This window comes from Stenotrophomonas sp. PUT21, assembly GCF_052232875.1.
GTDB lineage: Bacteria > Pseudomonadota > Gammaproteobacteria > Xanthomonadales > Xanthomonadaceae > Stenotrophomonas > Stenotrophomonas maltophilia_N.
The window spans coordinates 1,419,682-1,432,218 of record NZ_CP197645.1 but is presented as its reverse complement, the minus strand read 5'-3'; the positions used below and the strand labels follow the sequence as shown (position 1 = coordinate 1,432,218).

The following is a 12,537-nucleotide window of genomic DNA, read 5'->3' as shown; positions in this document are numbered from 1 at the left end:
CACTCCATTGCGGGCCGCCCTGTTGATGCTCGGCAGTACCCTGGCCTTCGGCCTGATGGCGATCGCGATCCGCTACGCCACCCGCTACGTGCCGACCCAGGAAGTGGCATTCTTCCGCAACGCCTTCGGCCTGCTGGCGCTGCTGCCGATGCTGATCCGGCCGGGCAGCGCGCCGCTGAAGACGCAGCAGTTGCCGCGCTACTTCCTGCGCAGTGCGATCGGGCTGGCCTCGATGCTGTGTGCGTTCTGGGCGATCGGCCACCTGCCGATCTCACAAGCCATCTCGCTCTCCTACTCCACCCCGCTGTTCGTCACCATCGCTGCCGTGCTGTGGCTGGGCGAAACCGTGCGCATGCGCCGCTGGGCGGCGGTGATCATCGGCTTCATCGGCGTGCTGATCATCGTGCGCCCGGGCTCGACCAGCTTCACCCCCGGCACCCTGGTCGCGGTGGGCGCAGCGGTACTGAGCTCGCTGGTGGCGATCCAGATCAAGCAGCTCACCCGCGTGGACAGCGCCGATACCGTGGTGTTCTACACCTATGTGTTCTGGGTGCCGCTGTCGCTGGTGCCTGCGCTGTTCGTGTGGGTCTGGCCGACCGGCCTGGCGTGGGTCTGGCTGGTGGCCACCGGTGTGCTCGGCACGCTGGGCCAGCTGCTGTGGACCCGCGCCCTGCGCCTGGGCGAGGTGTCCGCGCTGACCCCGATCAGCTTCATGCAGCTGCCCTTGGTGAGCCTGCTGGGCTGGCTGCTGTTCAATGAAACGCTGGACCGCTGGACCGTGATCGGCGCCGGCATCATCCTCGGCGCGAATGCCTACATCGCCCACCGCGAAGCAGTGCTGGCACGGCGGGCGAAATCACAGGCCGCGACGGCGGCAGCCAAACCGGGGGAATAGCCCCCGGGGAATCAATCCGAGCCGAACAGATCGCGGGTGTAGACCTTGTGCGCCACGCCCTCCAGCTCGGGCGTCAGCCGGTTGGCGACGATGATGTCCGCCTCGGCCAGGAACGCGGCGAAATCGTTCACCACGCGGGAGCGGTAGAACGTCGCCTCGGTGAGCACCGGCTCGTGCACGATGACCTCGATGCCCTTCGCCTTGATCCGCTTCATCACGCCCTGCACCGCCGAGGCACGGAAGTTGTCCGAGCCGGCCTTCATCACCAGCCGGTAGATGCCCACCACCTTCGGGTTGCGCGCCACGATGTCATCGGCGATGAAATCCTTGCGGGTGCGGTTGGACTCGACGATGGCGTGGATCAGGTTCTGCGGCACCTTGCTGTAGTTGGCCAGAAGCTGCTTCGTATCCTTGGGCAGGCAGTAGCCGCCATAGCCGAAGGACGGGTTGTTGTAATGGCCGCCGATGCGCGGGTCCAGGCTGACGCCTTCGATCATCTGCCGCGTGTCCAGCCCGTGCGAGCTGGCGTACGTATCCAGTTCGTTGAAGTAGGCCACCCGCATCGCCAGGTAGGTGTTGGAGAACAGCTTGATCGCCTCGGCCTCGGTCGCGTCGGTGAACAGCACCGGCACATCCTTCTTGATCGCGCCTTCTTTCAGCAGCGCGGCAAACACCGCCGCGCGCTCCGAACGCTCGCCGACGATGATCCGGCTCGGATGCAGGTTGTCATGCAGCGCGCGGCCTTCACGGAGGAATTCCGGCGAGAACAGCAGCGTGTCCGTCCCGAACTTGGCCCGCAGCGCCTGCGTGCAACCCACCGGTACGGTCGACTTGATCACGATGACAGCGGACGGGTTGATCCGCAGCACATCGGCGATCACCGCCTCCACCGAACCGGTGTTGAAGTAGTTCGACGTGGGATCGTAATCGGTCGGCGTGGCGACGATGACGAAGTCTGCCCCTTGATAGGCCTGCGCCGGATCCAGTGTGGCGGTGAGGTTCAGCGCGCGATTGGCGAGGAAATCCTCGATCTCGGCATCTTCGATGGGCGACTGGCGGGCATTGATCATCGCCACCTTGGCCGGATCGATATCCAGTGCCACCACCTCGTGATGCTGCGCGAGCAGCACCGCGTTGGAGAGGCCCACGTAGCCGGTACCGGCAACGGCGATCTTCATGGAGGTCCTTCTTCTACAGCGTCCAGAGTGAGCCGGGAATTTTAGCAAACGCCGCAGAGTGGACGCCGGACCAGGTCAACGCCGTTGCGGAAGCGTCCTGCTAACCCGCCCCAGCCTGTGCCCTGCGTCCCTGTCTCACGCCCTCAAGGCCGCCCCGCCTGACGAACAGACGAATGTCGTTAAGCGCCATTTCTGACGCGTTATCGAAATAATTCCCTATAAAGCGTCATATATGTCCAGTTGAATAAATTTCATATGAACTTCATAAATAGCCACACTTGACGCTTTATCGCAATAGTGCGATACAAAGCGTCAGGAGGGTCACCTTATGACGATCACACATCTGATGACGGACGACGCTGTCCTGGCGGAGCTGGGGCAACGTCTAGCCCGCCTGCGGCTCTCGCAAGGCATCACCCAGGAGCAGCTGGCCGATGCTGCGGGTGTCTCCAAGCGCACGGTGCAGCGGCTGGAAGACGGCACGCCCGCCCAGCTGGCCAACCTGATCCGATGCCTGCGTGCCCTCGGCAGGCTGGATGCGCTGGATGTGATGCTGCCCAGCGACGGCCCCAATCCGATCGATCTGCTGAAGCGCCACGGCCACCAGCGCCAGCGTGCGCGACCGGGGGTGGCCGAGCCGGCACCCGCCAAGCCCTGGACCTGGGGCGATGAGCAATGAGCACCACGGCCGAGGTGCGCCTGTGGGGCAGCCGGATCGGCGCGGTGACGCTGGCAGACGGCGAGCGGACCGCGCAATTCGCCTACGACCCGGCATTCGCACGCTCCGGCATTGAGGTCGCCCCGCTGACCATGCCGCTCGCGGCGGATCCGATCTACGGTTTCCCTTCCCTCAACCCGGCCAGCTTCCATGGTTTGCCCGGCCTGCTCGCCGACGCCCTGCCGGACAAGTACGGCAATACCCTGATCAATGCGTGGCTGGCCACGCAGGGCCGCACGCCGGACAGCTTCAATGCGGTAGAGCGGCTCTGCTACACCGGCACGCGCGGCATGGGAGCGCTGGAGTTCTCGCCCGTGCATGGTCCGCGTGTGCGGACGGCCCACAAAATCCAGATCGATGCGCTGGTTGCGCTGGCTACCGAGGTGCTGAGCAACCGCGACAACCTGCGCGCCTCGTTCGGCGATGAAGAACGTGCCGACGCGCTGCGGGACATTCTGCGCGTGGGCACTTCGGCCGGTGGCGCACGGGCCAAGGCCGTCATCGCCTGGAACGAAGGCACCGGCGAAGTCCGATCGGGCCAGGCCGCGGCAGCGCCGGGCTTCAGCTACTGGCTGCTCAAGTTCGATGGCGTGCAGAACAACCGCGACAAGGAACTGGCCGACCCCAAGGGCTACGGCGTGGTTGAGTACGCCTACGCGCTGATGGCGCGTGATGCAGGCATCCAGATCAGCCAGTGCCGACTGCTCGAAGAAGGTGGCCGGCGCCACTTCATGACCCAGCGCTTCGACCGGACCGATGCAGGAGGCAAACGCCACATGCAGTCGTTGGCGGCGATGGCCCACTTCGACTTCAATGATCCCACTGCCTACTCCTACGAGCAGGCCCTGCTGGTCATGCGCCAGTTGCGCCTGCCCATGGCGCAGCTGGAGGAACAGTTCCGGCGCATGGTGTTCAACGTGATCGCACGCAACCAGGACGACCACGTCAAGAACATCGCCTACCTGATGGACCGGCAGGGCCAGTGGTCGCTGTCCCCGGCGTTCGACATCACCTGGGCGTACAACCCGGACGGCGACTGGACCGCCCGGCACCAGATGTCGATCAACGCCAAGCGCGAAGGTTTCGACGTGGCCGACCTGGCCGCCTGTGCCGCGACGGCCTCGATCAATGCCCGCCGCGCCCGGGACATCATTGAGCAGGTCCGGCAAAGCGTGCTGCGCTGGCCGCACTTTGCCGACGAGGCCGGCGTCGCCGAGCGCTGGCGCGATCAGATCCGCGGCACGCTGCGTACGGACATTCGCTGAGTCGCGGCCTCAGCCCTGCGCGGCCTGCCAGGCACGGGTCGCGCAATCGGCCACATTGCCGGGCGCGAACTGCCCGGCCATGTAGCGCAGCGCCTGGCGCCGCTGTGCAGGTGGGCGCGCCGTGGCGCCGGGCTCGAGCAGCAGGTCATGGAATTCCTGCAGGTCCTGCAGGATCCGCCAGTGGCGGTAGTACGCCACCCGCAGCGGATCCACCGCGACCGACCCATAGCCCTCGCCGAAGCCCGGCGGCTGCTCGCGCCCCCAGCGCCCGCCGATGCCCGCACCGATGAACATCAGATCGCGCTCGCGCGGCGCCAGCACCATCTCGTCCCAGTCGATCAGAAAGACGTTGGCCCCCGGCCCGACCAGCACATTGCCCGCGTGCAGATCGGCGTGACACAGCACGCGGACGCATCGTTCCTCACCAATCCCTGCACGCAACTCGCGGCACCGTTGCCAGACCGTTTCGATCCGCTGGCGATGGCGACACCACAACGCCAGATACTCCTCGCCCAGGGCATCGCGCACCGGTATCCGCGCATCCGCCCGCTGCAGCCACGCGCCCACCCGCTCCACCGCGGTGTCGTCGTCGAAGCCAGGGCGGCGCAGGCCATCGGACAGGCTCGCCGGCAGACGGGTGTCGTGGATCTGGCGCAGCACCCGGCCGAGCCGTTCCCAATGGCCGCGCGAGAGCGCTTCCTCGAAACCGGAGAACGCCTCGACATACGGAAACAGGGTCCACTGCAGACCGGCCCAGGTCGCTGCCGCCGACCCATCGCGCGTCGGCAGCGGTGCGATCACCTCGCGCAACCCGGCGTGCTCACGCAGGTGGTGCAGTACTTCCCACACCACCGGATCCACGGCATAGCGGCGGCATTTGAGCCACCAGCGCGCGCCGTCCGGGCCAGCCACCTGATACACCGTCGCGCCTGCATCCGCGCCACCGGCGCGCTGCAGCACCGTGCTGGCACGCACGCCGAACACCTCACCCAGCACCTGGCTGATCTGCGCCGCGGACAACTCTTGTGGATGGAGCATCAATCCAACGCGCGTGATGTATACATCGCGACTATCGCAGAACGATTCGGTACCGCCCAGCGCAGTCCATCACGAAAGCGACAACGCGTGCTACCGCGTAGTCGCCTCATTCGGCCGATGCGGGCTGCGCGAACAGATCGCGGCGGCGGTGGCATGACGATCTGCTGTCAGGGGGATGCTGCGCTGCCCGCGGTACGCTCGAACAACCCTGCCAGCCACTGTGCGAATACGCGCACACGCGCGGACAGCTGCCGGTTCTGCGGATAGAGCACGGACACCGGCATCGGCGGTGGCGGGTGATCCGCCAGCACGATGCGCAGCTGATCCTCGGCAAGCGCCTGCGCGATGCGATAGCGCGGCACCTGGATCAGGCCCAGCCCCGAGAGCGCTGCGCCGGTGTACAGGTCCGCGCCGGTCACCGAGATGCACGACTGCAGCTGCCGTTCCACCACCTCACCATCGCGCTGGAAATCCAGGCCTGCCGAGCGTGCGCCACCGGGGCCATAGTCGACCGCGTAATGCTGCGCCAGATCGTCCAGCCCGCTCGGCACGCCTGCGCGCTCCAGGTACGCAGGGCTGGCGACAGTGACCTGCTCCAGCAGCGCGACCTGCCGGCCGATCAACGACGAATCCTGCAGAACGCCCGCGCGCAGCACGCAGTCCACGCCCTCGCGGACCAGGTCCACCAGGCGGTCGTCCTCGCCCACGTGCAGGGTGATGCCGGGATAGCGTGCAAGGAAGTCGCCCATGGCCGGCATCACCACGTGCCGGGCCAGCGTGCCCTGCAGATTGACCCTCAGCAGCCCCTTGGGCGGGGCATCACGGAACGCGCTTTCGGTCTCTTCCAGATCGGTCAGCAGGCGCACGCAGCGGTGGTAGTAGGCCTCGCCATCGTGGGTCATGCGCACCTGCCGGGTGGTGCGTTCCAGCAGCCGCACCCCGATGCGCTGCTCCAGCCGCTTGATCAGGTTGGTCACCGTAGCGCGCGGAATCTGCAGGTCCTCGGCGGCCAGGGTGAAACTCTGGCGGTCGGCGATCCGGACGAAGACCTGCATTTCCTGGAAGCGGTCCATGGTTGACCTATTGTTGATGCAAATGGGATTGTGATCGCAACTTTAGCAGGATTATCCCTGCTGCCGAATGATCCATCCTTCCTTCCGTGCCCACCACTGAAGGAAACCCCGCCATGTCCACCTCCTCCCGCGTCGCTCTGATCACCGGCGCCTCCCGCGGCATCGGCGCCGCCATCGCCCGCCGCTTGGCCGCCGAAGGCTTCGCCGTCGCCCTGAACTACGCCTCCAACAACGCCGAGGCCGATGCGCTCGTCGCCGAGTTGACCCGCAGCGGTGCGTCCGCCATCGCGATCCAGGCCGACGTCTCCCAGGCCGATCAAGTCAGCGCGATGTTCACCACTGTCGAACAGCAGTTGGGCCGCATTGATGTGCTGGTCAACAACGCCGGCGTCCTCAAGACCGCCCCGCTCGCACAGACCAGCGACGCGCAGTATCTGCAGCACTTCGCGATCAACACCCAGGGCGTGTTCAACACCCTGCGCGAGGCGGCGACCCGCCTCAACGACGGCGGCCGCATCATCAACCTGTCCAGCACCACGCTGGCCCTGAATCTGCCGGGCTATGCGATCTACAACGGCACCAAGGCCGCGGTGGAAGCGTTCACCCACGTGTTCGCCAAGGAGCTGCGTGGCCGCGCGATCACCGTCAACGCGGTGGCCCCGGGCCCGGTCGCGACCGCCCTGTTCCTCGACGGCAAGACCGAAGAGCAGATCAGCACCTTCGCGCGGATGCCGCCGCTGGAACGCCTCGGCCAGCCGGACGACATCGCGGGGGTCGTCGCATTCCTCGCCGGGCCGGACGGCGGCTGGGTCAACGGCCAGATTCTGCGCGCCAACGGCGGCGTGGCCTGAGGTCGCCCTCATGTCGCCCCGCCACCTCGCCGTGCTGCTGCCCCTGCTGTGCGCGACCGTCATGACCGCCTCGTGCGAAGCACGCGCCCCCCGCCCACATCCGGCCATGAAGCCCTCCATCACCTATCTGCACCTGCTGCGACACACCCCGTTCTTCGCCTCGTTGAGCACCGCGCAACTGCGCCACGTGATCGACCATTCGCGCGAATGGGAGGTGGGCGCCGGTACGACCCTCCTCGGCACTGCCACCGCCGAGGGCCGCGATGATTACTGGGTGCTGCTGGATGGCGGCTGGGAACTGCGCTATCGCGGCCAGGTGCTGCGCAGCGGGCATGCCGATCCGGGCACCTGGTTCAGCACCACGCAACTCGGCCCGGAGCCGTTCGAGCTGGTCACCACCGCGCATAGCTACGTCATGCAGATTCCGGCGCAGGACATGGACGCGATGCTGGCACAGGGCTTCGACTTCACCGCCCGCATGGACGCAGGCCGCGCGCTCTACCAGCGCCTGCGCGACGGCACACGCCCTCTCATCCCGTAGTTGTCCTCCTCCCGTACTGCCCCCCTTTCGATCAGGAGAAATCCATGTCGCACACCATTGTTGTCACTGGCGCATCCTCCGGCTTCGGCCTGATGACCGCCAAAGCCCTGGCCCAGGCGGGCCACACCGTCTACGCCTCGATGCGCGACGTCAGCGGACGCAATGCCACGCGCGTTGCCGAGATTGCCGCATGGGCGGCGCAGCAACACGCCGACCTGCGCACCGTTGAACTGGATGTGCAGTCCGAGGCCTCCAGCAACGCTGCCATTGCACAGGTACTCGCCGAGGCGGGCACGCTCGATGTGATCATCCACAATGCTGGCCACATGGTGTTCGGACCGGCCGAAGCGTTCACGCCTGAGCAACTGATGCAGCAGTACGACGTCAACGTGCTGGGTACGCAGCGGGTCAACCGTGCCGCGCTGCCCTTCATGCGCGGGCGCGGCAGGGGACTGCTGCTGTGGGTCGGATCGTCCTCCACGCGTGGGGGCACACCACCGTTCCTGGCGCCCTACTTCGCTGCGAAGGCCGCGATGGATGCCCTGGCCGTGGCCTACTCGACCGAGCTGGCACGCTGGGGGATCGAGACCACGATCATGGTGCCCGGCGCGTTCACCCAGGGCACCAACCACTTCGCGCACTCGGGCACGCCGGACGACACGGCCATCACCGCCGAGTACGAGAACGGCCCGTACGCCGGCGTTGCCCAGCAGGCACTGCAGGGCCTGGCCAGCCTGGAGCCGGCCGATGCCGACCCCGAGCAGGTCGCGCGCGAGATCGTACGCGTGGTCGCCCTGCCGCACGGCAGGCGCCCGTTCCGCGTGCATGTGGATCCGTCGCAGGACGGTGCTGAAGTGGTCAATGCGGTGGCCGACCGGATGCGTACCGAGATGTATCGGACCATCGGTCTGGCCGACCTGCTCTCACCGCGGGCCTGACCCTGCGCCGGTTCAGTATTGCGACGCGTCATGTAAACGGTTACAGCCCCTGATAGCGTGTCCTCCACCCTGCCGTCGGGGTCGTTTCAGATCAGGAGCGCATTGATGGGGCTGCATGCTGACCGTTCGATTGGGGTGTACCGGCCAGGCCGCGTCATGGCCGGCACCCTGCTCTTCTCCGCCCTCGTGCTGAGCCTCGGCGCTGCCGCCCGGACCCTGCCGCCGCGCGGCCAGTGGCAGGCCAGCAGTTCCTCGCAGCAGGTGCCGGCGATGGCGGTCAGCCACCTGATCGATGGCGACCCGACGACGGTCACCGGAGGCGCCTTCAGCCCCGGCCACTGGTTCCAGGTGGACCTGGGCACGCCGGGCACGCTCAGCGGCGCGCAGATCACCTGGGACGTTTCCAATCCCGAGGGCTACACCCTGCAGACCTCACTGGACGGCCAGCAGTGGCAACCGGCCTACACCATGCGCGATTCGCTTGGCGGTATCGAGACGCTCTACTTCGCGCCGCGCCAGGCCCGCTACCTTCGTCTGGCCAGTCCGGAGCGCACATCGGACTGGGGCGTGTCGATCTTCGAACTGGAGCCGTTGGACAGCGCCACCAGTGCGCGCGTGGCCGGGGTGGATGCAGCCCAGGCCGCCGCGCTGTGGCAAGGCGGCAGCGCCGTCCCGATTCCACGTGGCAAGGACGGTACGCACTCGCTGGAAATCGCGCTGCCACGCGCGGTCCCGACCACCGGCCTGGCGGTGGACTGGGCCGGGGCGCATGGCGCTGCACGGCTGCAGGCGCGTGATGTGCAGGGGCGCTGGGTGGAGCTTGCGCGCGATCCACAGGCGGCCGCACGCCAGCAGAGCTGGCTGGCCGGTTCTGCCGCCGTGACCGCCACGGCGCTGCGGCTGACGGTGGATGGTGACGCGCCACAGGTCGACCGTCTGCGCGTGCTCGGGCCGAAGGCGGTGATGACGCCGATGAAGCGCTACCAGATCGCCGCCAGCGGCGCGCAGCGTGCGCTGTTCCCGGCGTCGCTGCACCTGCAGCAGACCTACTGGACTGCGGTCGGCATCCATGCCGGCCGGCAGAAATCGATCTTCGATGAGTACGGCAACATCGAGGCCTTCAAGGGCGCGCCGCTGGTGCAGCCGATCTGGCGCAATGCCGACGGTGTTGCCGCAGGCGCCGCCGACCAACCGGTACAGCACGCGCTGCGCGATGGCTGGAAGCCGATGCCCTCGGCGACGTGGTCGCCACACCCCGGGCTTGAACTGCAGAGCGAGGCATTCGCCGTCGAGCTCGACGGACAGCCGGTGACCTTCGTGCGTCACCGCCTGCGCAACACCGGCAGCGCGCCCGTCGAAGGCACGTTGACACTGGCGGTGCGGCCGATGCAGATGAATCCGCCGTGGCAGAACGGTGGCCTGTCACCGATCCGCGAGGTCGCTATCGAGGGCCAAAGCGTACGCATCAACGGTCGCGCCCTGCTGCAGTCCCTGACGCCCGTCGATGCTGCCGGCGCGGCACCGTTCGGCCCGGACGGCAGCAGTGAAATCACCACCGCGATCGCCAGTGGCACCCTGCCCACCGCCACACAGGCAAGCGACGGTGACGGCCTGGCCTCGGCGGCGCTGGCCTACCGCATGCAGCTCGCACCGGGTGCCAGCCGCTCGGTGGTGGTGGCCTTCCCGCTTGGCACGGCACCCTCTGCGACGGACGGTGCGCTGCCCGACGCCCCGCCGCTGGATCTGGCCGGCGTCCCGCACGTACCCGATGCCGCGTACGACGCGCTGGCCAAACGTGCATCGGACGACTGGCAGGCGCGCCTGGGCCAGGTCGGCCTGCGCCTGCCCGATCCCTCGCTGGTGGACATGCTGCGCGCGCAGGCCGCCTACATGCTGATCAACCAGACCGGCCCGGCGATGCAGCCCGGCCCGCGCAATTACAACCGCTCCTTCATCCGTGACGGCATGGCCACCTCGGCGGTGCTGCTGCGCATGGGCGAATCCCAGGTCGCCCGCGATTATCTGGCCTGGTACAGCGAGCACGGCGTGCACGCCAATGGGCTGGTCTCGCCGATCCTCAACGACGACGGCAGCGTCAACACCGGCTTCGGTTCGGATATCGAGTACGACAGCCAGGGCCAGTACATCACCCTGGTCGCGGATGTGGCACGGCTGGATGGCGGCCCGGAATCGGTGCGCGCCTACCTGCCCAAGGTGAAAGCCGCGATGCGCTTCCTGCAGGAACTGCGCGAGCGCACGCTGGTGCCTGGCTACATGGCCAGCCAGCCCTCGCCCGAACGCTTCGCCGGGATCCTGGCGCCGTCGATCAGCCACGAGGGCTACCCATCGCCCACGCACAGCTACTGGGACGACTACTGGGGCCTCAAAGGCTGGCATGACGGGGCATGGTTGGCCGAGTCGCTGGGCGATCACGAAACCGCGGCGTGGGCGCGCGATCAGTACATCGCCCTGCACGACGCACTGGCTGCCTCGATCCGCGCCACGATGGCGTGGAAAGGCATCGACTTCATCCCCTCCTCGGCAGATCTGGGCGATGGGGACCCGACCGGCGTATCGATCGCGCTCGATCCCACCGGAGCGCAGGATGTACTGCCGGCGGAGGCACTGCGGACCACCTTCGCACGCTACCTGCAGGACGTACGCAGGCGCAGTGAGCCGGGCGCGTTGTACGCCTACACCCCGTATGAAATCCGCAACGTACTCAGCTACGTGCATCTGGACCAACCGGAGGCCGCCGACGAACTGCTGCAGGGCCTGCTGCACGACCGCCGGCCACTGGAGTGGCAGGTGTTGGCCGAGGTGGTGCACTCGCGGCTGCGCTTCCCGCGCTACCTCGGCGACATGCCGCATACCTGGATCGGCGCGGAATACGGACGCACCCTGTTCGGAATGCTGATGCGCGAGGACGATGACGCGCTTTCACTGCTGCCGGGCACCCCGCCGTCGTGGTTGGCCGGCGACGGGCTGGCGGTGGACCGCCTGCCGACCGCCTATGGCATCCTGGCGCTGCAGGCCCGGCAGCGTGAGGGAACGCTGCAGGTCACGCTGGGCAAGGGGCTGCGCAAGGACACCGCGGTGCGGGTGTGGTGGCCGAGCCGCACCCGCCCCACCACGGTGCGGGTGGATGGACGCAACGTCACTGACTACGACGCGCGCGGTGTGCTGCTCACCCAGCCGTTCCGTCGGCTGGAGGCGGTGTGGTGAGGCTGGGAAAGGATCAGACCCCGCCTTCCTGCTCATGCAGGGTGATCAGCGACTCCATCAGATCCTCGTCCGCGCTGGCACACACGGCCAGCAGCACCGCTTCCTCGCAGCCGGTATCGACGATGTAGGCGTGGCCCATCTGGCTGTCGATGTAGATGCCCTGCCCGGTCTCCAATACCACCGGATCGTAGAACTCGGTGTGGACCTGGATGCGGCCTTCCATCACGTGCACGTACTCCTCGCCCGGGTGGCGGACCAGCTCGCCGAACTCGGCGGTGGTCTTGGCGCGTACCTTGGTGAGGATCGGAATCATCCGCTTGCGGCGCAGTTCCGTGCACAGGTAGTAGTAGTCGTAGTTGTCGGTCTGCACCCGCAGCGCCTTGTCCAGCGAGCCGAGGCTGCGCCGGGCGGTGACCGGCTTGGGCGCGCTGTCCGAGTCCGGCTCGGAAAACAGGTCGGACATGCGCAGGTTCAGGCGCTGCGCCAGGTGCTGCAGCTTGTCGTAGGTCAACGTCAGGCGATCGTGTTCGATCTTGGACAACGTGGACAGGGGGATTTCGGTGTGTTCGCTCATTTCCTTGAGCGTCCAACCCTGGCGCGTGCGCAGGCCGCGCAGCAGGGTTCCGAGCGTCGGGCTTTTGGGGCTCATCGACAGGACCTTTGGGCTATTGCTGGTGAAGTTGTGGATACGATACTACGTGGAGATGAATGTCATCCTGATCAGGATGGTTTCTTGTCGCGTTCGTCTCCTATCGCGACCATCCGCGCCCTGAAAACGTTCCCAATGGCCGGCGAACGGCGTCTGCACGGGCTTG

The 12,537-nt window shown here is 67.1% G+C and carries 11 protein-coding genes; 7 read left to right on the top strand and 4 right to left on the bottom strand.

Translation table 11 applies throughout. From position 1 onward, the window contains the following. Positions 1 to 7 precede the first annotated feature (7 nt). Complete coding sequence (locus ACTT2I_RS06845; RefSeq protein ID WP_088434391.1) at positions 8 to 895, top strand: DMT family transporter; 888 nt, start codon at positions 8 to 10, stop codon at positions 893 to 895. An 11-nt stretch (positions 896 to 906) separates the two neighbouring features. Here ACTT2I_RS06845 and ACTT2I_RS06840 read toward each other — a convergent pair whose 3' ends face one another. Continuing rightward, a complete protein-coding gene (locus ACTT2I_RS06840) occupies positions 907 to 2,073 on the bottom strand; it encodes a nucleotide sugar dehydrogenase (protein ID WP_293978365.1) in 1,167 nt (388 codons plus the stop codon). Positions 2,074 to 2,401: 328 nt separating this feature from the next. Between ACTT2I_RS06840 and ACTT2I_RS06835 the strand changes: the two genes are divergently transcribed. Then, positions 2,402 to 2,752, top strand: coding sequence for a helix-turn-helix domain-containing protein (locus ACTT2I_RS06835; RefSeq protein ID WP_443096815.1), 351 nt, complete (start codon positions 2,402 to 2,404; stop codon positions 2,750 to 2,752). Continuing rightward, positions 2,749 to 4,056: a type II toxin-antitoxin system HipA family toxin gene (locus ACTT2I_RS06830; protein WP_421099478.1), complete on the top strand. Its 1,308-nt coding sequence runs from the start codon at positions 2,749 to 2,751 to the stop codon at positions 4,054 to 4,056. The genes ACTT2I_RS06835 and ACTT2I_RS06830 overlap by 4 nt, the downstream gene beginning before the upstream one ends. A 9-nt stretch (positions 4,057 to 4,065) precedes the next feature. On the opposite strand, the gene ACTT2I_RS06825 is transcribed toward ACTT2I_RS06830, so the two are convergent. Both ACTT2I_RS06825 and ACTT2I_RS06820 read right to left on the bottom strand, forming a co-directional pair. Continuing rightward, positions 4,066 to 5,094, bottom strand: a complete 1,029-nt coding sequence (locus tag ACTT2I_RS06825; RefSeq protein ID WP_421099479.1) for a phosphotransferase enzyme family protein — start codon at positions 5,092 to 5,094, stop codon at positions 4,066 to 4,068. A gap of 167 nt (positions 5,095 to 5,261) precedes the next feature. Further along, positions 5,262 to 6,167 (bottom strand): LysR family transcriptional regulator, encoded by a 906-nt coding sequence (locus ACTT2I_RS06820; protein WP_421099480.1) that lies wholly within the window; start codon positions 6,165 to 6,167, stop codon positions 5,262 to 5,264. Positions 6,168 to 6,280: 113 nt separating this feature from the next. Here ACTT2I_RS06820 and ACTT2I_RS06815 point away from each other — a divergent pair, with 113 nt between their 5' ends. From ACTT2I_RS06815 to ACTT2I_RS06800, 4 genes are all read left to right on the top strand, one after another. Beyond that, complete coding sequence (locus ACTT2I_RS06815) at positions 6,281 to 7,018, top strand: SDR family oxidoreductase (protein ID WP_421099481.1); 738 nt, start codon at positions 6,281 to 6,283, stop codon at positions 7,016 to 7,018. 10 nt (positions 7,019 to 7,028) lie between these two features. After that, positions 7,029 to 7,559 carry a hypothetical protein gene (locus tag ACTT2I_RS06810; RefSeq protein WP_421099482.1) on the top strand — a complete coding sequence of 177 codons (531 nt, stop codon included), beginning with the start codon at positions 7,029 to 7,031 and terminating at the stop codon, positions 7,557 to 7,559. Positions 7,560 to 7,603: 44 nt separating this feature from the next. Next, the gene (locus ACTT2I_RS06805) at positions 7,604 to 8,497 is read left to right on the top strand and encodes an SDR family oxidoreductase (RefSeq protein WP_421099483.1); all 894 of its coding nucleotides are present in this window, start codon (positions 7,604 to 7,606) and stop codon (positions 8,495 to 8,497) included. 105 nt (positions 8,498 to 8,602) lie between these two features. Then, entirely contained in the window at positions 8,603 to 11,722 is a 3,120-nt protein-coding gene (locus tag ACTT2I_RS06800) for a galactose-binding domain-containing protein (protein ID WP_421099484.1), read from the top strand. A gap of 13 nt (positions 11,723 to 11,735) precedes the next feature. Here ACTT2I_RS06800 and ACTT2I_RS06795 read toward each other — a convergent pair whose 3' ends face one another. Then, a complete protein-coding gene (locus ACTT2I_RS06795; RefSeq protein WP_293978379.1) occupies positions 11,736 to 12,371 on the bottom strand; it encodes a helix-turn-helix domain-containing protein in 636 nt (211 codons plus the stop codon). Between the last annotated feature and the right edge of the window lie 166 nt (positions 12,372 to 12,537).